Below are 24,923 nucleotides of genomic sequence, written 5' to 3' on the forward strand. Positions count from 1 at the left end.
AAAGCCGCCGGACCGGCCGCCGGGCCGTGCAAGGGCCTGGAGATCGTCCGCCCATCTGCTACATGATGGGCTCAACAGCGGATGGGCCCCATGCTCGACCTTCCCGCCCGCCAAGGCGACATCGAACAGAACTACCGGCAGGCGCCCCACAATGTGGAGGCGGAACAGGCGCTGCTCGGCGCCATCCTGGTGAACAACGAGGCCTTCTACCGGGTCTCCGACTTCCTGGAGCCGCGCCACTTCTACGAGCCGATCCACGCCAAGGTGTTCGAGCTGTCGGGGGCGCTGGTGCGCGCCGGCAAGCTCGCGACGCCGGTGACGCTGAAGACCTTCCTGCCCGCCGATCTCGACGTGGCCGGCCTCACCGGCCCGCAATATCTCGCCCGCCTCGCGGCGGAGGCGACCACCATCATCAATGCCGAGGACTACGGGCGCACCATCTACGACCTCTCGGTGCGGCGCGACCTGATCCGCATCGGCGAGGAGATCGTCAACGAGGCGTTCGACGCCCCGGTGGACGCCACCCCGCAGGACCAGATCGAGCAGGCGGAAAAGCGGCTCTACGAGATCGCCGAGACCGGGCGCTATGACGGCGGCTTCCAGCGCTTCGGCGAGGCGCTGCGCGAGGCGGTGGACATGGCCTCCAAGGCCTTCCAGCGCGACGGCCACCTCTCGGGCATCGCCACCGCCCTCGACGACCTCGACCACCAGATGGGCGGCCTGCAGCCCTCCGACCTCGTGATCCTCGCCGGCCGCCCCGGCATGGGCAAGACCGCGCTCGCCACCAACATCGCCTTCAACATCGCCGCCGCCTATCGCGGCGAGACCCGGCCGGATGGCGCCCTCGAAACGCTCTCCGGCGGCATCGTCGGATTCTTCTCGCTGGAAATGAGCGCCGAGCAGCTCGCCACCCGTATCCTCGCCGAGCAGGCCGAGATCCCCTCCTACAAGATCCGCCGCGGCGACATCTCCGAGGCCGAGTTCTCCAAGCTCGCCGCCGCCGCCCAGACCATGCAGGTGGTGCCGCTCTATATCGACGACACCGGCGGCATCTCCATCGCCCAATTGGTGGCGCGGGCGCGGCGGCTGAAGCGCCAGCGCGGGCTCGACTTCATGGTGGTGGACTATCTCCAGTTGCTGTCCGGCACCGCCAAGAGCTCGTCCCAGGGCCGCGTGCAGGAGATCACCGAGATCACCACCGGCCTCAAGGCGCTGGCCAAGGAGCTGAACGTGCCGATCCTGGCGCTGTCCCAGCTCTCGCGCCAGGTGGAGACGCGCGACGACAAGAGGCCGCAGCTCTCGGACCTTCGTGAATCCGGCTCGATCGAGCAGGATGCCGACGTGGTCATGTTCGTGTTCCGCGAGGAGTACTACCTCAAGAACAAGGAACCGAAGCAGGGCACCGAGGAGTGGTTCAAGTGGGAGATCGAGATGAAGGCGGCCGAAAACGTGGCCGAGGTCATCATCGGCAAGCAGCGCCACGGCCCGACGGGGACGGTGAAGGTGCATTTCGAGCCGCAGTTCACCCGCTTCTCCAACCTGGCGCGGGAGGACCGCCTGCCGGAGCACCGGTGAGCGCCCCCGCCCCGACCCCCGAGCAGGCCGCGGCCGAGGCGGATGCGCTGAAGCGCGCCGGCGCGGTGCTCACCATCGACCTTGCCGCCATCGTCGACAATTGGCGCACCCTGTCCGCCCTCGCCGCCCCGGCGCAGTGCGCCGCCGTGGTGAAGGCCGACGCCTACGGGCTCGGCATCGCCGAGGTGGCGCCGGCTCTGTGGCGCGCGGGGGCGCTGACCTTCTTCGTCGCGCACCTCAATGAGGGCCTGCGCCTGCGCGCGCTGCTGCCGGACGCCGTGATCTACGTGCTCAACGGCCTGATGCCCGGCACCGCGCCCGATCTGGTGGCGGCGCGGCTGCGGCCGGCGCTCGGCTCCGTGCCCGAAATCTCGGAATGGAGCGCCTTCTGCCGCGCGGCCGGCGAGAGCCACGCCGCCGCGATCCATGTGGATACCGGCATGGAGCGGCTCGGCCTTTCGCTCGACGATGCGGTGCGGCTGTCGGACAGCCGGCGCCTGCTGGGCTTCGAGCCGAGCCTGCTGATGAGCCATCTCGCCTGTGCCGACACGCCGGGCCACCCGCTCACGCTTCGGCAGCTCTCCATCTTCACCGACGTGGCGCGGCGCTTCCCCGGCGTGCCGGCCTCGCTCGCCAATTCCGCCGGCACGCTGCTCGGCCGCGACTTCCGCTTCGATCTGGTGCGGCCGGGCATCTTCCTCTATGGCGGCGTCGCCGTCTCCGGGGTGCCGCCGCTGCGCAGCGTGGTGCGGCTCGACGCGCGCATCCTCCAGGTGCGCGAGGTGGAGCGCGGCGCCACCGTCGGCTACGGCGCCGCCCAGCGCATGAAGCGGCGCAGCCGCATCGCCACCGTCTGCGTCGGCTATGCGGACGGCCTGTTCCGCGCCGCCGGCGCCACCGACGCGAAGCCCGGCGCCGAGGCGATCATCGCCGGCCGCCGCTGCCCGCTGGTGGGCCGCATCTCCATGGACCTCGCCAGCGTCGACGTCACCGGCCTGCCGGACGGCGCGGTGGAGCGCGGCGCCATGGCGACCCTCCTCGGCGAGGGCATCGGCGTGGACGACCTCGCCGCGCGGTCGGGCACCATCGGCTACGAGGTGCTGACCAGCCTCGGCGGGCGCTATCTGCGCCGCTATGTGGGCGGCTGAGCGGGCCTTCGGACGGGCGCCGGTTTTCTCCCGCGCTGCGGCATCCCCAGAAATTAACTGTTCGTTAAGAGAAAGGATTCGATTTTTAACTACTTCCAGGGCAGTCACCCGCGACTTCCCGCTCGACCGATGAATCCGGTCGTGTCTATCCTACCATTCGGATGCGGGGGGAGGTCATGGTGATTCGGTTCGCTTTATCCCAAGAACAGCTCGCCTTGGTGGACCGTCTGGTGGCATCGGGACGCTACGAAGCCCAGGAAAGCGTGATCGGCGCCGCCCTCGGCCTGCTGGAGAAGCGCGAGCGCGAGCGGCTCTCCTCGCTCGCCGCCTTGCACGCGGCCCTGGCCGCGGAGGACGCGGACGAAGACGCGGACCAGGATGGCGAAATCCTGGCGGACGACGACGCGGCGATGCCGCTCGACGCCGCGATCCTCGACGAGATCGAGCGCCTGATCGTCGCCCATCCGCGCGCCGCCGTGCTCAAGGAAGCCTGCTGAGGCGAGCCCGCCCGGGGCCGTTTCGGGCGGCCGGGGACCAGGCGCCCGGAATTGGCGCCCGGAATTGGCGAGATCAGGCGAGATCGTGCGGGACCAGGCCGGGACCGCGCGGGAATTGCACGGGACTTCAGGCGTCGTCCTGGTCGAACAGCGGCAGCGCCGAGGGCTCGCGCTTCGGCTCCGGCAGGCCCAGATGGGCGAACGCCAGCCCGGTCAGCACCCGCCCCCGCGGCGTCCGCTGGATGAACCCCTTCTGCACCAGGAACGGCTCGACGATCTCCTCGATCGCGTCGCGCGGCTCCGAGAGCGCCGCCGCCAGGGTGTCGACGCCCACCGGGCCGCCGGCGTAGAACTCAGCGATCACAGTAAGATAGCGCCGGTCCATGGCATCGAGGCCGGCGCCGTCCACCTCCAGCGCCAGCAGCGCCCGGTCGGCGACCTTGCGGTCGATGGCCTGCGCCTCCGCCACCAGCGCGAAGTCGCGCACCCGCCGCAGCAGCCGCCCGGCGATGCGCGGCGTCCCCCGCGCCCGGCGGGCGATCTCGGTCGCCCCCTCGGGGACGATGGGAATGCCCAGGACCCGCGCCCCGCGCGTCACGATTAGCTCAAGTTCCTCAACGGTATAGAAGCCAAGCCGCACGGGAATCCCGAACCGGTCCCTGAGCGGCGTGGTGAGCAGCCCCGACCGGGTCGTCGCGCCCACCAGCGTGAACTTAGGCAGCGATATCTTCACCGACCGCGCCGCCGGCCCCTCGCCGATGACGAGGTCGAGCTCGTAGTCCTCCATGGCGGGATAGAGGATCTCCTCCACCGCCGGCGACAGCCGGTGGATCTCGTCGATGAACAGGACGTCGCGCTCTTCGAGATTGGTGAGGATCGCGGCGAGGTCGCCCGCCTTGGCGATCACCGGCCCGGAGGTGGAACGGAACCCCACCCCCATCTCGCGCGCCATGATCTGGGCCAGCGTCGTCTTGCCGAGGCCGGGCGGTCCGACGAACAGAACGTGGTCGAGCGCCTCGCCGCGCGTCCGCGCCGCCTTGATGAACACCTCCAGATTGGCGCGCGCCTGCGCCTGGCCGGTGAAGTCGGCAAGCCGTTGCGGGCGCAGCGTCGTGTCGGCGTCGTCGCCGGTTTTCTCGCCGGACAGGAGGCGCGTGGTCATGGGCTCAGTCTCGGAGGCCGGCGCGGCGCTCCCCTTCGCGAGTCGGTCAATCGCCGCGAATCTAGCGCCTCGGGCGGCGAAGGGCCAATGCCGCCTGGGGCGGCTAAGGGCCAATGCGCCCGCGACATTACGAAAACGTAATCTCCCCGCCAGAGAGCCGTAAGGGTCGCCTCGCTAGCGTGCCTCCTCGAACCTGCCCGCACCGGCAGGCCACACAGAGAGATCAGCACGCACATGACCCGCTCCGAGAACACCACTTCCGTGACCAAGCGCCACCGGAAGGCTCTGCTCGCCGGTGTGTTCGGCCTCGCGATCGCCGGCGTCGTGGCCGGCCAATTCGTGCCCCCGGCCAACACCCCCGCTTTCGCCCAGATCACCACCAGCCAGCCCGCCGGCACCTTCTCCTTCGCCGACATCGTCGAGAAGGTCTCGCCCGCCGTGGTCTCGGTGAAGGTGAAGAAGGAGCGCAACGACCAGGTCGCCATGGGCGACGACGAGGGCGGCCTCGGCGGCAACGTCCCGCCCCAGATCGAGCAGTTCCTGAAGCGCTTCGGCTTCGGCCAGGGCGGCCCCGGCGGCCCGGGCATGGGTCCGCGCGGCCCGCGCGGTCCCGGCGGCCGCTCCGTGGTGGGCCAGGGCTCCGGCTTCATCATCTCCGCCGACGGCTATGTGGTGACCAACAACCACGTGGTGGACGGCGCCGACGAGGTCGACGTGACCACCACCAACGGCAAGGACTATGTGGCCAAGGTGATCGGCACCGACCCGCGCACCGACGTGGCGCTGCTGAAGATCGAGGGCGCCAAGGACCTGCCGTGGGTCAAGCTCTCCGACACCGCCCCGCGCATCGGCGACTGGGTGATTGCGGTCGGCAACCCGTTCGGCCTCGGCGGCACGGTGACCGCCGGCATCGTCTCGGCCCGCGGCCGCGACATCGGCGCCGGCCCCTATGACGACTTCCTGCAGATCGACGCGCCCATCAACCGGGGCAATTCGGGCGGCCCGACCTTCTCGCTGAACGGCGAGGTGATCGGCATGAACACCGCCATCGTCTCGCCCTCGGGCGGCAATGTGGGCATCGCCTTCGCGATCCCGTCCGAGACCGTGAAGACGGTGGTCGCTCAGCTCCGCGACAGCGGCACGGTGGCCCGCGGCTATATCGGCGTGCAGATCCAGCCGGTGACGGAGGAGCTTGCCTCCGGCCTGGGCATCAAGGACGCCGAGGGCGCGCTGGTCGCCCAGGTCCAGCCCGACACCCCCGGGGCGAAGGCCGGCCTGAAGAGCGGCGACGTCATCACCAAGGTGAACGGCGAGGCCATCAAGGAGGCGCGCGAGCTGACCCGCAAGGTCGGCATGATGAAGCCCGGCACCCAGGTGCAGCTCTCCGTGATCCGCGACACCAAGCCGATCAACGTGACGCTGACGCTCGGCCAGCTGCCGAACGACAAGGTCGCGGGCCGCAGCGGCGGCCAGGACGAGGATGACGGCGGCCCGCTGGCCAAGGACCTGCCGCGCCTCGGCCTCCAGCTCGCCCCGGCGAAGTCGGTGCAGGGCGCCGGCTCCGAGGGCGTGGTGGTGACCGGCGTCGACCCGAACGGCGCCGCCGCCCAGCGCGGCGTGAAGACCGGCGACGTGATCCTGAAGGTGGGCGACAAGGCCGTCTCCACGCCGAAGGACATCCGCGACGGCCTCGCCGCCGCCAAGGCCGAGAACCGCAAGGCGGTCCTCATCCAGGTGAAGGGCGAGCAGGGCATCCGCTTCGTCGCCATCTCCATGGACACCAAGGCGAAGGGCTGAGCCTTTCCCGCATGACCCGGCCCGGCGCCGCCGAGGGGCGGCGCCGGGCCAGATTTTTCCCATCGGACCCGAGGCGGCCCTATCCCTGTCGCCCCCAGCCGCTTCGGACCCGACGGCGCGGGAAGTCTCCAGAGGGCTTCCCGCGCCCCCTCCCAACGTCCGCGTGTGGACCTGAAGCGAGGCTCGGCTAGAGTGCCATGATTGCGAATCTCGATCTGGGCTCTTCCAACCCCATGCGCCTCCTTCTGGTCGAGGACGACCGCGACGCCGCGGAATACCTGCGTAAGGCCTTCAAGGAGGCCGGCCACGTGGCGGACCTCGCGGGCGACGGCGAGGAGGGCCTCGCTTTGGCGCTCGACGGCAAGTACGACGTGATGATCGTCGACCGCATGCTGCCCCAGCGCGACGGCCTGTCTTTGGTCTCCGAGCTGCGCGGGCGCGGCCACACCACGCCGGTGCTCATCCTCTCCGCCCTCGGCCAGGTGGACGACCGCGTCCAGGGCCTGCGCGCCGGCGGCGACGACTACCTGCCCAAGCCCTATGCCTTCACCGAGCTTCTGGCGCGCGTCGAGGCGCTGTCCCGGCGCGGCGCGCCGCAGGCGGCGGAAACCGTCTACAAGGTGGCGGACCTGGAACTGGACCGCCTCTCCCATTCGGTGACGCGGGGCGGCAAGGAGATCGTGCTCCAGCCGCGCGAGTTCCGCCTGCTCGAATATCTCATGCGCCATGCCGGGCAGGTGGTGACGCGCACCATGCTGCTGGAGAATGTCTGGGACTATCACTTCGACCCCCAGACCAACGTCATCGACGTCCATGTCTCCCGCCTCAGATCGAAGATCGACAAGGGCTTCGAGGTGCCGCTCATCCACACGGTGCGCGGTGCCGGCTACATGGTGCGCGCGGGGGTGAAGTGAGCACGCCGCCCGCCGCGCGGGAGGCTCGCCGGTGAAGGTGTTCGCCAATCTCGCCCGGCTGGTCCGCACCACGGCGTTCAAGCTGCTGGCGGCCTATCTCCTGGTGTTCGCGGTGTTCGCGGTCTCGGTGATCGCCTACACCGCCTGGCACACGCGCCAGCTGATCCAGGTGCAGGTGGCCGACGACCTGGAGCGCGAGATTCGCTTCCTGTCCGACCAGTACCGCATCGGCGGCATCCAGCGCCTGGTCTACGTGATCGACCGGCGCACCCGGCGGCCGGGCTCGTCCATCTACATGCTGGCCAATTTCCAGGGCGAGGTGATCGCCACCAACGTCTCGGACCTGCCGCTCGGCCTGCTCGACCAGCCGGGCACGCGCTTCACCACCTACAACCGGCCCGAGGAGAGCGGCAGCAAGAGCCATGTCGCCTTCGTCGAGGTGGACATCCTGCCGGGTGGCTACCGCCTGCTGGTGGGGCGCGACATCGAGGAGCGCGACACCCTGCGCGCGCTCGTCACCCGTCCGGCCCAGTGGGCGGTGCTGCTGATCGTCGGGTTGGGCGTGGCCGGCGGCGTGTTCGTGACCCGCCGGGTGCTGAAGCGCATCGACGCCATGACCGCCACATCCGAGACCATCATGGCCGGAGACCTTTCCGGCCGCCTCGCGCTCGCCGGAACCGGGGACGAGTTCGACCGCCTCGCCCATTCGCTCAACGCGATGCTGGAGCGCATCGAGACGCTGATGCAGGGACTGAAGGACGTCTCCGACAACATCGCCCACGATTTGAAGACTCCGCTCACCCGCCTGCGCAACCGCGCAGAGGAGGCCCTGCGCACCGCCGACGGCGAGGCGCAGTGGCGCCGGGCGCTGGAAGACACCATCGAGGAGAGCGACGGGCTGATCCGCACCTTCGACGCGCTGCTGATGATCGCCCGCGCCGAGGCCGGGCAGGCGCGCGCCTCCATGAGCGACGTGGACCTCGCCGCCATCGCCGAGAACGTGTCCGAGCTCTACGAGCCGCTGGCCGACGAGAAGGGCCTCGATCTGGAGGTCGCGGCCGCGCCGGTGGTGGTGCACGGCGTGCGCGAGCTGCTGGCCCAGGCGCTGTCGAACCTGGTCGACAACGCCATCAAGTATGCCGCCCCCCAGGAGGGCGAGCGGCGGCGCATCGCCGTCAGCCTGGAGCGCGATGGCAGTGAGGCGGTGCTGCGGGTGGCCGACCAGGGGCCGGGCATCCCCACCTCCGAGCACGGCCGTGTGGTGGAGCGCTTCGTGCGCCTGGAGGCGAGCCGCACCCGGCCCGGATCGGGCCTCGGCCTGTCGCTGGTGGCCGCGGTGGCGCACCTGCACGGCGGCAGCCTCGCTTTCTCCGACAACGATCCGGGCCTCGTCGCGACGCTCCGTTTGCCGGCAAAGCCGGCATGAGCGGGAGGCGACCACCTTGGGCATAGGAGATGGCTGCATTAACCTTTGCGGCGCGTTCGTAGCGGCGCCGCACGGCCTTGCATTCGGGTCAGCGCGGCAAGGGGGCTTGCGCTCCGGCGCCGCCTCGTGCCTTTAGGGCACGACATGCGCGCTCCCCATGAACCGGATTCGCCCGGCCTCCTGCCGCTCGCGTCGCTGATGCGCGAAGCTCCGGTCGTCGCCGATCCTCAGACGGCAAAGCTTAAACTTTCCCAGGCCACCGATCGTCTCGATCCGCAGGACGCCGCCGCGCTCGCGACGCTGCTGGCCGCGCACCCCATGGCGCTGGCCGTCTGCCTCGGCATCACGGAAGGCTCGCCGTTCCTGCTCGACCTCGTGCGGGCCGAGCCCGGCCGGCTGCTCCGCGCGCTCGGCACCGATCCCAACGCGCATCTGGCCGCGCTCACGGACGGCGCGGTGGCGGTCGCCGAGGCGGCCAAGGACGAGTCCGAAGTCATGCGCGCGCTGCGCCGCATGCGTGCGGAGGCGGCGCTGACCATCGCCCTCGCCGATATCGGCGGCGCCTTCAACCTCGACCAGGTGACGGGCGCGCTGGCCGACGTCGCCGACACGGCGGTGCGCGCGGCCCTGTGCTTCCTGCTGTCGGAGGCCGCGCGCTCCGGCAGGATCGCCCCGGAGGCGGCCCGGCCGGACGGGCCGAGCGGGCTCGCCGTGATCGCCATGGGCAAGCACGGCGCGCGGGAACTCAACTATTCGAGCGATATCGACCTCGTCGTGGTCTATGACCGCGAGGCGGCCCCGCTCGCCGGCGGCATCGAGCCCTCGCCCTTCTTCGTGCGCATCACCAAGGGGCTGGTGCGGCTGATCCAGGAGCGCACGGCCGACGGCTACGTGCTGCGCGTCGACCTGCGCCTGCGGCCCGATCCCGGCTCGACGCAGGTCGCGCTCTCCACCAATGCCGCGCTCGACTATTACGAGCGCGAGGGCGCAACCTGGGAGCGCGCCGCTTATATCAAGGCGCGCGCAGTGGCCGGCGATCTCGCGGTCGGCCGCGCCTTCCTCGGCGAGCTGTCGCCGTTCGTGTGGCGCCGGGTGCTGGACTTCCAGGCGATCGCCGACGTCCACGCCATGAAGCGCGAGATCCACGCCTTCCGCGGCCACGACGTGGTGGCGGTGGAGGGGCACAACGTGAAGCTCGGGCGCGGCGGCATCCGCGAGATCGAGTTCTTCGTCCAGACCCAGCAGCTGATCGCCGGCGGACGCGACCCGATGCTGCGCGCCTCGCGCACCCTCGACGCGCTGGACGCGCTGGTGGACCACCGCTGGATCGCCCCCAAGGTGCGCGACGAGTTGAAGGAGGCCTATTGCTTCCTGCGCCGGGTGGAGCACCGCATCCAGATGGTGGCGGACGCGCAGAGCCACGAACTGCCCGAAAGCCGCGAGGCCATGGCGGCGTTCGCCCGCTTCATGGGCTATGCCGACCGCGACGCCTTCGCCGCGGCTTTGGTGGAGCGCCTGCAGCGGGTGCAGCTCCATTACGCGCAACTGTTCGAGGACGCCCCGCCGCCGGCGGCCTTGTGCGAGGAACTGGTGTTCCCGGCCGGCGAGAACGACCGGCAGACGCTCGCCTCACTCAGCCGGCTCGGCTTCCGCGAGCCGGCGGCGGCGAGCGCCATCGTGCGCGGCTGGCTCGCCGGCGGCCCGCGCGCACTGAAGACCGAGGGCGCGCGCGCCCACCTCGCGCGCATCGCGCCTTTGCTGCTGGAGGCGCTGGCGCGCGGCGGCGATCCGGACGGCGCGCTGATCGCCGCCGACCGCTTCCTCGCCGAGCTAGCGGGCCCGCGCCTGTTCGCCGCCCTCGACCGGCATCCCGACCTCGTGCGCCTGCTCGCCACCATCCTCACCGCCGCCCCGCGGCTCGGCGAGACGCTGGCACGGCGGCCCTCGCTGACCGACGCGCTGCTCGATCCCGCCTTCTTCGACGTGCTGCCGGACGAGGACGACCTGAAGGCGCGGCTCGACCACCTGCTCGATACGGCGGAGACCGACGAGGCGCAGCTCGACCGCGCCCGGCGCTTCCGCCAGGAGCAGCATGTTCTGATCGGCGTGCGCATCGCCTCGGGGACGCTGCCGGCGGCGCGGGCGGGCGAAGCCTATGCCCGGCTCGCCGAGGTCATCATCCGCGCGCTGTTCACGCGGGTGCGCGCGCGCTTCGCCGAGGCGCACGGGCATATCGCGGGCGGGCGGGCCGCGGTGGTGGCCATGGGCAAGCTCGGCGGGCGCGAGATGACGGCGGGGTCCGACCTCGATTTGATCGTGCTCTACGACTATCCCGGCGGCGCCGACGCCATGTCCGACGGCGCGCGGCCGCTCGCGGCGCCGCACTATTTCGCGCGCTTCACGCAGCGCCTCGTCTCCGCGCTCACCGCGCTCACCAATGCCGGCAAGCTCTACGACGTCGACCTGCGGCTGCGGCCGTCCGGACGCTCCGGGCCGCTGGCGACGCGGCTCGCCTCGTTCGAGGCCTACCAGTTCGAGGAGGCGTGGACCTGGGAGCACATGGCGCTCACCCGCGCCCGCGTGATCGCCGCCGAGGCCGATTTCGGCATCGCGGTCGGCCGGGTGGTGCACGCCATCATGGCGCGCCCGCGCGACCGGCGGCGCATCGCCGGCGACATCCTGGACATGCGCCGCGCGATCGCCGCCGAGAAGGGCGAGGACGACCGCTGGAACCTGAAGCACGCCGCCGGCGGGCAGGTGGACGTGGAGTTCCTCGCGCAGTTCCTGGTGCTGGCCTATGCCGCCGAGCATCCCGAGATCGTCGACACCGCCACCGCACGGGTGCTGGCCGCCGCCGAGCGGCTTGCGGTGCTTACGCCCGAGGATGCGCAGGTGCTGATCCGCGCCTGCCGGCTCTACCAGGACCTCACGCAGGTGCTGCGGCTCGCGGTGGACGCCCACGTGGTGCCGCTCGACGCCAGCCCGGCGCTGCGCGCGCTGCTCGCCCGCGCGGGCGAGATGCCCGACTTCGCGACGCTGGAAGCGCATCTCGTTGATACCCAGGGCAAGGTGCGGGACATCTTCACCCGCCTGCTGGAAGCCGACGCCGCCTAGCAACTGGCGAACGCGGCGGCGACTGCGAGCGGTTGCCGGGCCATTTTTCGCCCCTTGACTCCGGCGGACTCTAGACAAAGCCCCTCCGATTCGATTCCAATGGGCATGATTCGGAGAGATGCGGCACGTCCCTCCCGATCAGAGGACGCGGGGGCTGAGGGGCATTAGGCCGTCCCGATTTCCCCAATGGAATCCGAAGGAGAACCGGCGATGGCACGCGCCAACGCTGCGAGCGTTGGTGCGCGCGACCATGCCATTCGAGGCCTGGCACGGTCGATCGCGCGCCCAGCCTACCAGCGCCTGCTCGATGCCGAGCCGGTCCTTCGCCGGATTGTGCCCGCCCTCATCGTCACCTTTCTCATGGTCATCGGCATCGGCGCCGTGGTCCAGGTGCACTCCCACCGCCTGTCGGTGATCGACGGCGCCAAGGACGACCTCGCGCTGCTCGCCCTCGCCACCGCCGACGGCGTCGCAGCCCGCGCCGGCAACGCCCCCGCCCGCGTGCCGGCCGCCCTCACCGAGAGCCTTCCGCCGCGCGCCACCGACACCGGACGCCGCGTCTTCGTCACCGACCCGCAGGGGCGGGTGATCGCCGCCGCGCCGCGCTCCGACACCCCGCCGGCCGACATCGCCCAATTACTCGATCCCGCCCAGCCGCTGGTCGTGTTCGCCGAGCGCGCGGGCGTGCTGGAGGTGCCGTTCCAAGGCGGCACCGCGCTCGCCACCGTGCGCAACCTGCCGGCGCCGCTCGGCCAGGTGATCTATGTGCAGCCGCTCGACGCGGCCCTGTCCGCCTGGTCGGACACCACCACGCTGACGGTGACGCTGTTCGCCACCACCGGCATGGTGCTGCTGATCCTCGGCTTCTCGTTCCACTGGCAGGCGACGCGGGCGCGCGAGGCGGACGCGATCTACGACACCGTGCGCCGGCGCATCGACACCGCGCTGAACCGCGGCCGCTGCGGCATGTGGGACTGGGACATGGCGCGCGGGCGCATGTACTGGTCCGACACCATGTTCGAAATCCTCGGCCTGGAGCGCAAGGACGAGCTGATCTCGTTCGGCGAGATCGCCCGCCTGGTCCACCCCGAGGACGGCGACCTCTACGAGCTGGCGCAGGAACTGGCGGACCGGCCGGGCGCCTCGGTCGACCGGGTGTTCCGCATGCGCACCGCCAAGGGCGACTTCGTGTGGCTCAGGATGCGCGCCGAGGTGGTGCAGCAGGCGGGCGAGGACGGCCCCCACCTCATCGGCATCGCCATGGACGTGACCGAGGCGCAGCGCATGGCCGAGCGCACGGTGACCGCCGACATGCGCCTGCGCGACGCCATCGAGAGCATCTCCGAGGCGTTCGTGCTGTGGGACAGCCAGAACCGCCTGGTGCTGTGCAATTCCAAGTTCCAGACCCTGCACGAACTGCCCGAGGAGACGGTCCGCTCCGGCACGCCGTTCGACACCATCGCCTCGGTCGGGCGCCATCCTGTCTCGCGCATCCCCCTGAAACCGGAGGACAAGCCCGAGGAGGGCTCGCGTGCGTTTGAGGCCCAGCTCTCCAACGGCCGCTGGCTCAAGATCGCCGAGCGCCGCACCAAGGACGGCGGCTACGTCTCGGTCGGCACCGACATCACCACCATGAAGCGCCACGAAGAGCGCCTCATGGACAACGAGAAGCGCCTGATGGCGCTGGTGGCGGACCTGAGGAAATCCCAGCAGACGCTGGAGCACCAGGCCCAGCAGCTCGCGGAGCTCGCGGAAAAGTATTCGGAAGAGCGCAACAAGGCCGAGGACGCGAACCGCGCCAAAAGCGAGTTCCTCGCCAACATGTCCCACGAGCTGAGGACCCCGCTCAACGCCATCATCGGCTTCTCGGAGATCATGGAGAGCGGCATGTTCGGCCCGCTCGGCTCGGAGAAGTACGCGGAATACTGTTCCGACATCAAGGGTTCGGGCACCTACCTGCTCGACGTCATCAACGACATCCTCGACATGTCGAAGATCGAGGCCGGCCGCATGCAGCTTGAGGCGGAGGAGGTGCGGCTCGACGAGCTGATCGCCGACGCCATGCGCGTCACGGCGGTGAACGGCGACGAGAAGCGCATCGCGATGACCGTGGAGGCGAGCGAAGGCCTCTCCATCCTGGGCGACCGCCGGGCGCTGAAGCAGGTGCTGCTCAACCTGCTCTCCAACGCCGTGAAGTTCACGCCCGAGGGCGGCCGCGTGGCGGTGAAGGCGCGCATCAATGCGGATGCAGCGGTGATCGCCATCGAGGACACCGGCATCGGCATCGCCCGCGACGCCATCGACCGCATCGGCCGGCCGTTCGAGCAGGTGGAGAGCCAGTTCACCAAGACCCACAAGGGCTCGGGCCTCGGCCTTGCCATCGCCAAGTCCCTGGTGGAGCTGCACGGCGGCGCCATGCGCATCCGCTCCACGGAGGGGGTCGGCACCTCGGTGATCGTGCGCCTGCCGGTGAACGGACGGGCCGCCAATTCCAACGAGACCCCGAAGCTCGCCGCCGTGGTTTGAGCGCAGCGCGGGCTCCCGGCGCCTGTTGCCTCGCTCATTTCCGGAAGCACGGCCCGCGCGCAAAGCGCGAATGTCGTCGATCACGTCTTGCGGCAGACGGTTCGCCGCGCCGGTGACCGGATCGCGCAGAGCCCCTCGGCCGTCCCGGCACCGAAGATCGCATCCCCGAGCTTGTGGCGATGGCCGCGCTCCGCCCTTGGGCGGGATGCGCGCCCGTCGATGTCCGGCCTTTGGAGGGGTGGCGCCAGGCCCAATGCCCATCCGTCCCGCACACCGAAATGTCTTGGCAATTAATTTTCCTTAAGGGAATATTAATGGGCGCCGGCCGCGGCGGCGCCGGCGTTCTTCAGGCGGCGCGGGAGCCGGCGGACACAGAGTCGGCAAAGCATCTCATCCGGACGCCGGCCCAGGAGGCGGAATGGTTAATGCGGGCGCGGCAGGCGACGAGGTGATGCTGGTGGGCTTCGACTTCGGCTCGACCACCTCCTCGGCCATGGCCGCGCGTGCCCGCATCGCCCTCAATTGCGCCACCGGGCGGCAGGAATTCCAGAGCCCGCGCGTGGTCTACCGCTCGGAGCCGGTGTTCACGCCGTTCCGCGCTGCCGGCGACATCGACATCTGCCACGTCGAGCGCCACATGGAGCGCTGGCTCGCCGAGGGCGGGATCGCGCCGGAGGCGGTGTTCTCGGGCGGCGCCATCGTCACCGGGCTCGCCAGCGAGGGCGCCAATGCGGAGGCGCTGGCGAAGCTGGTGGAGGCGCGGCTCGGCGACGCCATCATCGCCACGGCGCGCGACCCGGCGCTGGAATCCTGGCTCGCTTTCATGGGCTCGTGCGCCGGCCTGTCCCGCGCGCTGCCGACGCGGGCGATCCTCAATCTCGACATCGGCGGCGGCACCACCAATGCGGCGCTCGGTGAGGCCGGCGAGGTGATCGCCACCGGCTGCCACTTCATCGGCGCGCGGCACCTCAGGTTCGCGCCGGGCACCTACCGCCTCGCCTTCGTCTCGCGCCGCGCCCGCGCCGTGCTCGACCATCTGGGCATTGCAGCCAGGGAAGGCGACGCGCTTGCGCCCGCCGAGGTCGCCGCCGTCACCGGCTTCCTCGTGCGCGCGCTGGAGGCGCTGGCGGAGGGCGACGCGGCGTTCTTCCAGGCCGAGCCCGCGCGGCTCCTCGTGGACGTGCCGCTGGCGCTGCCGGGCGGCGCCGATCCCGCCGTCACCTTCTCGGGCGGGGTGGGCGAACTCGTCTATGCGGCGCGCGCCGGCGCGGACCTGCCGCCGGTCACGGCCTTCGGCGATCTCGGCATCGATCTCGCGTGCGCCATCCTTGCCAGCCCGCGCCTCTGCCGCGACCTCGACCTCGTGCCCGAGCATGGCGGCCGGGCGACCGTGTGCGGGCTCACGCTCCACGCCACCGAGGTTTCCGGCGCGACCCTGCACCTTGCCGACACGGTGCCCCTCCCCTTGCGCGACCTGCCCATCCTCGCCTGCCTGCCGCCGGACGCCGACCCCGCGCGCCTCGGCGAGGCGGTGGCGCTGGTGGCGCGCACCCGCGCGGGCGGCTGCATCCGGATCGCCGGCGGCGCCGGCCTCGGCTCGGCCGCGGCGGTGAAGGTGCTGGGCGCGCGCATCGCAGAGGCGCTCGCCGCGCGGCCGCCCGATGGCGCGCGGCCGCTGGTGCTGCTGCTCGCCGACAATGCCGCCAAGACGCTCGGCCTCTACGCCACCGATTTCGGCCGCGCCCCCGCGCCGCTGCTGGTGATCGACGAGGTACCGGACCGTCCCGCCCAGTTCGTGCGCGTCGGCAAGGCGCGCGGCGGCCTGGTGCCGATCTCCTTCTACGGCCTCAACTGACACCGCCCGGAGCCGCCCATGGGTCCCCTCACGCCCTTCAGCGACATTGACGTTCCGGCGCCGCAGCCGGACGCGACCTATCGCGTGCGGCTGCTCCACCGCGACTTCGCCTTCACCGGCCTGAAGGCGCTGCTGGGCGCCGCCGACCACCCCAAGGCCGGCGACCGGCTGGCGGGCCTTGCCGCGCGCGACGAGGTGGAGCGGGAAGCCGCGCGCACCGCGCTGTCGTCGCTCACCGTGCAGCACCTGTTCGACCGTCCACTCACGGACGCGGACGGGCGCGTCGACGACGTGATGCGCGCCAACTACCAGATCGACGCCGCCGCCTTCGCCGACATCGCCCCGCTCACGCTCGGGGCGCTGAAGGACCTGCTGCTGAAGGCGCGCCCGGCGGAGGTGCGCCGCATCGGCCTCGGCCTCACCGGCGTGATGGCGGCGGCGCTCGCCAAGATCATGGACGTGCACGAGCTGGTGCTGGTGGCGAAGAAGGCGAAGCGTTCGGCGACGGCCCGCACGCTGGTCGGGGCGACCGGCACGCTATCCTCCCGCCTCCAGCCGAACCACCCGACCGACGACCTCTCCTGCGTCACCGCCCTCGTCTATACCGGCCTCTCCATGGGGGCGGGCGACGCGCTGATCGGCCTCAACCCGGCGGTGGACACACTGGAGAACGTCAGCGCCATCCTCGCCCATCTCGACCGGCTGCGCCGGCAGACCGGGGCGCCGACGCAGATCTGCGTGCTCGCGCACATCAAGACCCAGCTCGCGGCGCTCGCCGCCGGGGCGCCGGTGGAGATCATGTTCCAGTCGCTCGCCGGCACCGAGCGCACGCTGACGCAGGAGTTCGACGTCACCATCGCGCTGCTGGACGAGGCCTATGCCGCCATGGCGGCCGGCGGGCCGCTGGGGCCGGACTGCCAGTTCATGTATTTCGAGACCGGCCAGGGCTCCGAGCTCACCTACGCCAAGCATGACGGCATCGACATGGCCACCTGCGAGGCGCTCTGCTACGGCCTCGCGCGGCGCTACGACCCGTTCATGGTCAACAATGTCACCGGCTTCATCGGCCCGGAGACCCACCGCGATAATTTCGAGATGATCGTCTCGAACCTTCAGGACCACTTCATGGGCAAGCTGCTCGGCCTGCCCATGGGCATGGCGCCCTGCTACACGCTGCATTCCGAGATCACCATGGAAGGCCAGCAGGTGGCCACCGGCCTGCTCGCCGCGGCGGGCGCCAACTTCTTCATGGAAGTGTATCTCTCAACCGACCGGATGCTGGCCTATTTCGACACCTCCGGCCACGACGACCAGACCCTGCGCGAGATCCACGGCCTGAAGCCGGCGCCGGACTTCCTCGCCTGGGCGCTCGCGCGCGGCATCTTCACCGAGGAGGACGGCGAGGTGGTGCGCGGGCCGAACTGGGGCGATCCGCGCCTGTTCTGCGCCAACGAGATCGAGTTCGAGCGCCTCGCCCGCACCGTGCCCGGCGCCCACGGCTTCGAGAATGCCGGTCCGCGGCCCGCCGACACCGTCTCGCGGGCCGTGAAGGCGAACCTCGCCATCGCCCGCGAGGCGATCCACGCCGACCTCGACCCGGCGCGGCTCGGCGGCATCGCGTTCCGCCGCATCGCGTCGCGGGCGCACGACCGCGCCGCCCATCTCAGCCATCCCGACATCGGCGCCGACCTCGATGCCGCCGACCTCGCGCACCTTCGGCCGGAGCACCGCGACGTGCAGATCGTGGTGTCCGACGGCCTCTCGGCGGAGGCGATCCACGCCAACGTGCCGGACCTCGTGCCGGTGCTCCTGGAAGGGCTGGAGCGCTCGGGGGCGCGCCTCGGCGTGCCGGTGCTGGTGCCGTTCGGGCGGGTGAAGGTGGCCGAGCCCATCGGCGACGCTCTCGGCGCGAGGGTGGTGGTGACGCTGATCGGCGAGCGGCCGGGCGGGGACGCGCGGGCCTCGCGCTCCATGTCCGCCTATCTCGCCTTCCGCATCGCCGACGAGGAGACGCGGGCGCGGGCCGCCGCGTTCTCCGGCAACCCTGCGATCCGCTACGAATACTCGGTGATCTCGAACATCTATGACGGCGGGCTTCCGCCGGTGGAGGCGGCGGGCGTCATCATCGAGAAGGTGCTGCAGATCCTCGCCCACAAGGCCGCCGGCAACCGCCTGGAAAGCCTCCTGGCGACACGTGCGGCATAGGGTGTGCCGCGCGGCCCTGCGCGGCGCAGGGTCAGTAGATGCCGGTGCGGGATGTCCCGACCGCGGCCGGCGGGCGCGGGGCGCCATAGGGAACCGGCGCGGGAGGCGTGGGCGCTGGCGGCGGGCGCACGGCCGGAACCGGCCTGTGTTCCGCTGGCTTCGGCGCCGCGGCCGGAGCGGGCGCCGCAGCTGGAGGGGCGGGCACGGGAAGCGCGGCCGGGGCGGCGGTTGCCGGGGCGCTCCCGGCGCTCCCCTGGGGCGCGGGCGCCGGAGCAGCCGAAGCCGGTGCGGGCGGCGGCGGCAGCGGGCGCGCCGCCGAGGCCACCATCTCGGGCATCGCCACCTGCTCGGCCTCCTTCAGCAGCTTTTCCAGAGCCACCAGCCGCTCGGCCGCGCGCGGCGAGAGCGTGACCGGACGCTCGGAGCTGGCAAGGCCGGGCACGTTGACCATGGCCGGCGGCTCCTCGATCTTCGGGATCGGCGAACTGACGCCGGGGATCGGCTTGATCTCGATGCCCTGGTGGGCATAGGCCATCACCTTCTGCCACGTCATGGCCGGGAGCGAGCCGCCGGTCATGCGGTTCATCATGGCGTAGTCGTCATTGCCGAACCACACGCCGCAGACATAGTTGCCGGTGAAGCCCATGAACCAGGCGTCGCGATAGGCGTTGGTGGTGCCGGTCTTGCCCGCGACCTTGGCATTGACCAGGCGGGCGCGGCGGCCGGTGCCGTTCTCCACCACGTTGTTCAGCATGTTGTTGATGTCGTAGAGCTGCTGCTGGGGAATGATCTGCACGCTCTTCGGTGCGTCGCGGTCGTAGCGCCAAACCACATCGCCATTGCCGATGCGCATCTCCACCACCGCGTGGGGATAGACCGAGCGCCCGCCATTGGGGAACACCGCATAGGCCGTGGTCATGTCCACCAGCGTCACCTCGGCGGCGCCGAGCGGCAGCGGCGCGCTGATGGGCAGCGGCGTGCGCAGGCCCATCTGGTGCGCCAGCTCGACGATCTTCTTGCGGGTGAAGCGCTCGGCGAGGCGCACCGCCACCGTGTTCAGCGAGTGCTGCAACGCGGTCTGGAGCGTGATCGAGCCCATATAGGAGCGCCCGTAATTCTGCGGGCACCAATTGCCGAGGCAGATCGGCGCGTCCTGGACGATGGTGGTGGGCTTCATGCCGCCCATGAGGGCCACGGTGTAGACGAACGGCTTGAACGAGGAGCCGGGCTGGCGCAGGGCGTCGGTGGCGCGGTTGAACTGGCTCTCGCCATAGTCGCGCCCGCCCACCATGGCGCGCACCGTGCCGTTGGGCTCCATCACCACGACGCCGCCCTGCTTGACCTTGTAGTCGCGGCCGAACTCCGAGAGCGAACTCTCCAGCGCCGCGTCCGCCACCTTCTGGATGTTGGGGTCGAGGCCGGTGCGCACGATGAAGTTGCGTTCCACCACCGAGGCGGGGAACTGGTCCACCAGCTTCTTCACTTCGCCGAAGGCGTAGTCGAGATAGTAGTCCGGCACCGATTCCGCGCGCCGGTCCACCGGGGTGGCCGGATTGCGCCTTGCGCCGAACACCTGGCCCTCGGTCATGAAGCCGGCTTCCACCAGATTGTCGAGCACGGTGGAGGCGCGGGCGCGCGCGGCGGGCAGGTTGATGTGCGGCGCATACTTGGACGGGGCCTTGAACAGGCCGGCCAGCATCGCCGCCTCGGCGAGGTTCACCTCCCGCACCGACTTGCCGAAATAATACCGCGCCGCCGCATCCACGCCGTAGGCGCCGCCGCCGAGATAGGCGCGGTCGAGATAGAGCTTGAGGATCTCGCTCTTGGTGAGGTGGGTTTCCAGCCACAGGGCGAGGAACGCTTCCTTGATCTTGCGGTCGAGCGTGCGCTCGTTGGACAGGAACAGGTTCTTGGCCAGCTGCTGCGACAGCGAGGAGCCGCCCTGCACCACCCCGCCGGCCCGGGCGTTGGAGACCACGGCGCGCAGCGTGCCCGAGACGTCGATGCCCCAGTGCTCGTAGAAGCGCCGGTCCTCGGTGGCGAGGGTCGCCTTGATGAGGGCGTCGGGGAAATCTTCCAGCGGCACCGTGTCGTTCTGCTTCACGCCGCGTTCGCCGATGGTATTCCCGTAGCGGTCGAGGAACGTCACGGCGAGCTCGGTGCGCTTCAGCCAGTCATCCGAGGTTTCGCGAAAGGCCGGGACCGCCAGCGCCAGCATGGCCACCGCGCCGATGGCGCCGAAGGTGAACAGGGTGGAGACCAGGCCCACCAGCGCCCGGGGGACGCCCGTGATGTTGAACCGCTCGGTGAAGGCCGCGTAGGACGACAGCACCCGGCGCGTCCCCGCGCCCAGCGAGAACAGCCCGCTGTCGAGAAAGGCGTCGAAGTCGAGCAGCGCGTTGCGCAGCCGCTTCATCAGCGTGATGCGTTCCGGGGCGGTCACGGCGTCAGGTCCAGGATCAAGATATCGGGTTCCAGCGTGTCCGGTTCCGGGGTGTCGGGACCAATTGGCTTTACGCCGCCGCCCCCGCGGCCCGGCCGCCGATCGCCCGCGCTCCTCATATAGCGCGAAGGCGGCCCCTGCGCGAGGTGGGTCGCGGCCGGGATGCGACGGCCGGCCGGGGCGGCGTGGGGTCGCGGGCCACCGCTGCGCCTCATTTGCGCCTTGAAGTTTGCCGCCACTCCGCTTCCCTTGGGTCCCGGCGGTATCGCGGAGACGGTTCGGGCCGATGCGCGGGCCGGTTGGCCGGCTGCGGCCCGGCGCCGCTGAGGCCCCAAGGGCACTTGCTTTCGAGGGCGTTGTGTCTATCGGCTACACGGCATGATTTCGGCTTCCCTGTTCACCGCATTCGCGCTCATGACCGCCGCGGCGGCGCTCGCCGTCCTGTGGCCGCTCGGCCGCACCCGCGCGCTCAAGGGGGCGCGCGAGGCCGATCTTGCGGTCTATCGCGATCAATTGGCCGAGATCGGCCGCGACCGGGAGAGCGGCCGGCTGCCGCCCGAGCAGGCCGAGGCGGCGCGCATCGAAGTGGCCCGCCGCATCCTGGCGGCGGATGCCGGGCGAGAGACCGTGGCCGACCCGGCCGCCGCGCCCGCGACCTGGCGGCGGCGGGCGGCGGCGGTGGCGGCGCTGATCCTCATTCCGGCCGGTGCTGCGGGCCTTTATGGCGCGCTCGGCTCGCCCGAAATTCCCGGGGCGCCCCTCGCGGAGCGCCTCGCCGCGCCACCGGACCGCGGCGACATTGCCATCCTGGTGCGGCGCGTGGAGGACCACCTCGCCCAGAACCCCAACGACGGCAACGGCTACGAGATCCTGGCCCCGGTCTATCTGCGGCTCGGCCGGCCGGACGATGCCGCCCGGGCCATCGGCGAGGCGATCCGCATCCTCGGCCCCACCGCCGAGCGCCATTCGGCGCGCGGCGAGGCGCTGGTGGTGGCCGGCAACGGCCTCGTTTCCGCCGATGCGCAGCGCGCCTTCAAGGCCGCGCTCGCGCTCGATCCGAAGGAGCCGCGCGCGCTGTTCTTCAGCGGCGTCGCCGCCGAGCAGGACGGCCGCCCGGCGCAGGCGGCGGCCATCTTCCGCCGCCTGGCCGCCGAGGCGCCGGCCGGCGCGCCCTATCTGCCCATGGTCAGGGCCGCGCTCGCCCGCGCCGAGGCCGAGGCGGGTCCCGGTGCGGCGCCGGCAGCGGCAGCCCCGGCCGCGCCCGGCCCGTCCGCGGCCGACGTCCAGGCCGCCGCCGCGATGTCGGCCCAGGACCGTTCCGCCATGGTGCGCGGCATGGTGGACCGCCTGGAGGCGCGCCTCACCGAGGACCCGAACGACCTCGACGGCTGGCTCAGGCTCGCCCGCGCCTTCACCGTGCTCGGGGAAACCGACAAGGCCCAGGGCGCGATCAAGGCCGCGCGCGCGGCATTCAAGGACAATCAGGAGGCGCTCGGCCGCATCGATGCGGCGGAGAAAGACCTCGCCAGGGGAGGGTAGAGATGACGCGCAAGGGCCGTCGCCTCGTCATGATCGGCGCCGGGGTCGGCGTTCTCGGCCTTGCGGCCGCTTTGATCCTGTCGGCGCTCACCGACACCATCGTGTTCTTCCGCACGCCCACCGAGATCGCCGAGCAGCACATGGCGCCGGGCACCCGGCTGCGCATTGGCGGGCTGGTGGAGACCGGCAGCGTCGCCAAGGCCGGCACGCTGACCACCTTCGCCGTCACCGACGGCAATGCGGCGGTGAAGGTGGCCTATTCCGGCATCCTGCCGGACCTGTTCCGCGAGGGGCAGGGCGTGGTGGCCGAGGGCGCGCTGCAGGCGGACGGCACCTTCAAGGCCGACAGCGTGCTCGCCAAGCACGACGAGCGCTACATGCCGCGCGAGGTGGCGGATGCGCTGAAAGCCCAGGGCGTGTGGAAGGAGGGCGACCCCGCCCCCGGCACCACACCCGCCCGCGCGCCGGGGAGCTGAGCCCGTGATTGCAGAAATCGGGCAGTACGCCCTCATCCTCGCCCTCGTCCTCTCGCTGCTCCAGGTGGCGCTGCCCGGCTGGGGCGCGCTGAAGGGCGATCCCGTCCTGATGGGCACGGCGGGGCCGATCGCCTTCGCCCTGTTCGCCTTCATCGCGTTCTCGTTCGGCGCGCTGGTCCAGCTCTATCTCGCGTCGGACTTCACGGTCCTGAACGTGGTGGAGAACTCGCACTCCCAGATGCCGCTGATCTACAAGATCACGTCCACCTGGGGGAACCACGAGGGCTCCATGCTCCTGTGGGTTCTGGTGCTCGGCCTGTTCGGCGCGCTGGTGGCGCTGTTCGGCACCAACCTGCCGGACCGGCTGAAGGCGCTGGTGCTGGCGGTGCAGGGGTCGATCGCCACCGCCTTCCTGGCGTTCGTCATCTTCACCTCCAACCCGTTCCTGCGCCTCGTGCCGCCGCCGGGCGAAGGACGCGACCTCAACCCGATCCTGCAGGACCCCGGCCTCGCCATCCACCCGCCGCTGCTCTATCTCGGCTATGTCGGGCTCTCGGTGTCGTTCTCGTTCGCGGTCGCGGCGCTGATCGAGGGGCGCATCGACGCCGCCTGGGCCCGCTGGACGCGGCCCTGGACGCTCGCCGCCTGGGTGTTCCTCACGCTCGGCATCGCCATGGGCTCCTACTGGGCCTATTACGAGCTCGGCTGGGGCGGCTGGTGGTTCTGGGACCCGGTGGAGAACGCCTCGCTGATGCCGTGGCTCGCGGCCACCGCGTTGCTGCACTCCGCCGTGGTGATGGAGAAGCGCGACGCGCTCAAGGTGTGGACGGTGCTGCTCGCCATCCTCGCCTTCTCGCTGTCCCTGGTGGGCACCTTCCTGGTGCGCTCGGGCGTGCTGACCTCGGTGCACGCCTTCGCCACCGATCCGGCGCGCGGCGTCTTCATTCTCGGCATCCTCACCTTCTTCATCGCCGGCTCGCTGGCGCTGTTCGCGCTGCGTGCCTCCGAGCTCAGGCAGGGCGGCATCTTCGCGCCGGTGTCGCGCGAGGGCGCGCTGGTGTTCAACAACCTGTTCCTCACCGCCGCCACCTTCTCGGTGCTGGTGGGCACGCTCTATCCGCTGGCGCTTGAAGCGGCGACTGGCGCCAAGATCACGGTCGGCCCGCCTTACTTCAACCTGGTGTTCGGCGGGCTGATGCTGCCGCTCGTGTTCGCCATGCCGTTCGGCCCGCTGCTCGCCTGGAAGCGCGGCGATCTTCTCGGCGTCGCCCAGCGGCTGATGCTGGCGGCGGGGCTCGCCGTGGTGGCGGCCGTGGTGATCGCCGCCGCGGCCGACGGCAGTTCCGTGTTCGCGCCGGTCGGCATCGCGCTTGCCTGCTTCGTCATTATCGGCGCTCTGACCGACCTCGCCGAGCGTGCCGGCCTCGGCAAGGTCAGCGCGAAAGTGTCGCTCCGGCGCCTCGCCGGCGTGCCGCGCTCGGGCTACGGCACGGCCATCGCCCATATGGGCGTCGGGCTGTGCCTGCTCGGCATCGTCTGCGAAGCCTCCTGGAGCACCGAGACCATCGCCTCAATCCGGGTGGGCGACAGCCTCAAGGTGGGCACGCGCACGCTCACGCTGGAGCGCATGGAGAACCGCACCGGTCCGAACTTCCGCGCCCGCGTCGCCGTGTTCGCGATCCGCGAGGGCGCGGTGGCGAAGGGCACGCTTGAAGCGTCGCGGCGCACCTTCGCCGCGCGCCAGATGGGCACCACCGAGGCCGGCATCCGCACATACGGGCTGAGCCAGCTCTATGTGAGCGTCGCCGAGGAGACGGCCGACGGGCACGTCTCGGTGCGCGCCTCCTACAAGCCGCGGGTGCTGCTGATCTGGCTCGGCGCGGTGGTGATGGCGATCGGCGGCGCGCTCTCGCTCACCGACCGGCGCCTGAGGGTGGGCGCGCCCAAGCCCGCCGCCCGCCGCCCCGCCAAGCCGGAGCCCCGGCCGGTGCCTGCGGAGTGAGCGGCATGCCGCGGCCGCTGGTGCTGTCGCCGCATGCTCAAGTGGCCTTGACAGAGCGGTCCATCGATCGCGCGTGGGTGGAAGACACCCTTGCGGCACCCGATCGGACCGCGCCCGACCCCGCCGGCGCGGACATCTGGCGCGCCTACAGGGCCCATAATGGCGAACGGCGCACGGGTGCTTCGCGTGGTATATCAAGACGAGGGAGCCGAAGTGCGGGTGACTATCGCCTTTTTCGATCGTG

At 71.0% G+C, this 24,923-nt stretch carries 15 protein-coding genes; 13 read left to right on the plus strand and 2 right to left on the minus strand.

All coding sequences use genetic code 11. The annotated features are described in order from the left end of the window. Positions 1 to 90: 90 nt before the first annotated feature. The 3 genes from D9R14_RS08040 (at position 91) to D9R14_RS08050 (ending at position 3,220) form a co-directional block, all read left to right on the plus strand. Complete coding sequence (locus tag D9R14_RS08040) at positions 91 to 1,575, plus strand: replicative DNA helicase (RefSeq protein WP_121622810.1); 1,485 nt, start codon at positions 91 to 93, stop codon at positions 1,573 to 1,575. Continuing rightward, positions 1,572 to 2,723 (plus strand): alanine racemase, encoded by a 1,152-nt coding sequence (alr, locus tag D9R14_RS08045; protein ID WP_147452985.1) that lies wholly within the window; start codon positions 1,572 to 1,574, stop codon positions 2,721 to 2,723. Before D9R14_RS08040 ends, alr begins: the two co-directional genes overlap by 4 nt. Positions 2,724 to 2,899: 176 nt before the next feature. Beyond that, a complete protein-coding gene (locus tag D9R14_RS08050) occupies positions 2,900 to 3,220 on the plus strand; it encodes a type II toxin-antitoxin system ParD family antitoxin (RefSeq protein ID WP_170168545.1) in 321 nt (106 codons plus the stop codon). A 127-nt stretch (positions 3,221 to 3,347) separates the two neighbouring features. On the opposite strand, the gene ruvB is transcribed toward D9R14_RS08050, so the two are convergent. Further along, positions 3,348 to 4,382 carry a Holliday junction branch migration DNA helicase RuvB gene (ruvB, locus tag D9R14_RS08055; RefSeq protein ID WP_121622812.1) on the minus strand — a complete coding sequence of 345 codons (1,035 nt, stop codon included), beginning with the start codon at positions 4,380 to 4,382 and terminating at the stop codon, positions 3,348 to 3,350. Positions 4,383 to 4,616: 234 nt separating this feature from the next. Here ruvB and D9R14_RS08060 point away from each other — a divergent pair, with 234 nt between their 5' ends. From D9R14_RS08060 to eutB, 7 genes are all read left to right on the plus strand, one after another. Beyond that, positions 4,617 to 6,179, plus strand: coding sequence for a Do family serine endopeptidase (locus D9R14_RS08060; protein ID WP_121622813.1), 1,563 nt, complete (start codon positions 4,617 to 4,619; stop codon positions 6,177 to 6,179). A 197-nt stretch (positions 6,180 to 6,376) separates the two neighbouring features. Continuing rightward, positions 6,377 to 7,093 (plus strand): response regulator transcription factor, encoded by a 717-nt coding sequence (locus tag D9R14_RS08065; RefSeq protein WP_121622814.1) that lies wholly within the window; start codon positions 6,377 to 6,379, stop codon positions 7,091 to 7,093. 31 nt (positions 7,094 to 7,124) lie between these two features. Beyond that, on the plus strand, positions 7,125 to 8,519 hold the full coding sequence (locus D9R14_RS08070) for a sensor histidine kinase (protein WP_121622815.1): 1,395 nt from the start codon (positions 7,125 to 7,127) through the stop codon (positions 8,517 to 8,519). A gap of 144 nt (positions 8,520 to 8,663) precedes the next feature. Beyond that, positions 8,664 to 11,633, plus strand: a complete 2,970-nt coding sequence (locus tag D9R14_RS08075; RefSeq protein ID WP_121622816.1) for a bifunctional [glutamine synthetase] adenylyltransferase/[glutamine synthetase]-adenylyl-L-tyrosine phosphorylase — start codon at positions 8,664 to 8,666, stop codon at positions 11,631 to 11,633. Positions 11,634 to 11,843: 210 nt separating this feature from the next. Next, entirely contained in the window at positions 11,844 to 14,159 is a 2,316-nt protein-coding gene (locus tag D9R14_RS08080; protein WP_121622817.1) for a sensor histidine kinase, read from the plus strand. Positions 14,160 to 14,577: 418 nt separating this feature from the next. Continuing rightward, positions 14,578 to 16,014 (plus strand): ethanolamine ammonia-lyase reactivating factor EutA, encoded by a 1,437-nt coding sequence (locus tag D9R14_RS08085; protein WP_121622818.1) that lies wholly within the window; start codon positions 14,578 to 14,580, stop codon positions 16,012 to 16,014. A gap of 18 nt (positions 16,015 to 16,032) precedes the next feature. Continuing rightward, a complete protein-coding gene (gene eutB, locus D9R14_RS08090; RefSeq protein ID WP_121622819.1) occupies positions 16,033 to 18,219 on the plus strand; it encodes an ethanolamine ammonia-lyase subunit EutB in 2,187 nt (728 codons plus the stop codon). Positions 18,220 to 18,250: 31 nt separating this feature from the next. Here eutB and D9R14_RS08095 read toward each other — a convergent pair whose 3' ends face one another. After that, positions 18,251 to 20,635 (minus strand): transglycosylase domain-containing protein, encoded by a 2,385-nt coding sequence (locus D9R14_RS08095; protein ID WP_121622943.1) that lies wholly within the window; start codon positions 20,633 to 20,635, stop codon positions 18,251 to 18,253. 405 nt (positions 20,636 to 21,040) lie between these two features. Here D9R14_RS08095 and ccmI point away from each other — a divergent pair, with 405 nt between their 5' ends. The 3 genes from ccmI to D9R14_RS08110 are packed head-to-tail and all read left to right on the plus strand — an operon-like array spanning position 21,041 to position 24,679. Next, positions 21,041 to 22,201 (plus strand): c-type cytochrome biogenesis protein CcmI, encoded by a 1,161-nt coding sequence (gene ccmI / locus D9R14_RS08100; RefSeq protein WP_121622820.1) that lies wholly within the window; start codon positions 21,041 to 21,043, stop codon positions 22,199 to 22,201. A gap of 2 nt (positions 22,202 to 22,203) precedes the next feature. Continuing rightward, entirely contained in the window at positions 22,204 to 22,677 is a 474-nt protein-coding gene (gene ccmE / locus D9R14_RS08105) for a cytochrome c maturation protein CcmE (protein ID WP_121622821.1), read from the plus strand. 4 nt (positions 22,678 to 22,681) lie between these two features. Next, a complete protein-coding gene (locus D9R14_RS08110) occupies positions 22,682 to 24,679 on the plus strand; it encodes a heme lyase CcmF/NrfE family subunit (protein ID WP_121622822.1) in 1,998 nt (665 codons plus the stop codon). Positions 24,680 to 24,923: the final 244 nt, after the last annotated feature.

Origin of the sequence: Xanthobacter tagetidis (assembly GCF_003667445.1) — a bacterium.
GTDB lineage: Bacteria > Pseudomonadota > Alphaproteobacteria > Rhizobiales > Xanthobacteraceae > Xanthobacter > Xanthobacter tagetidis.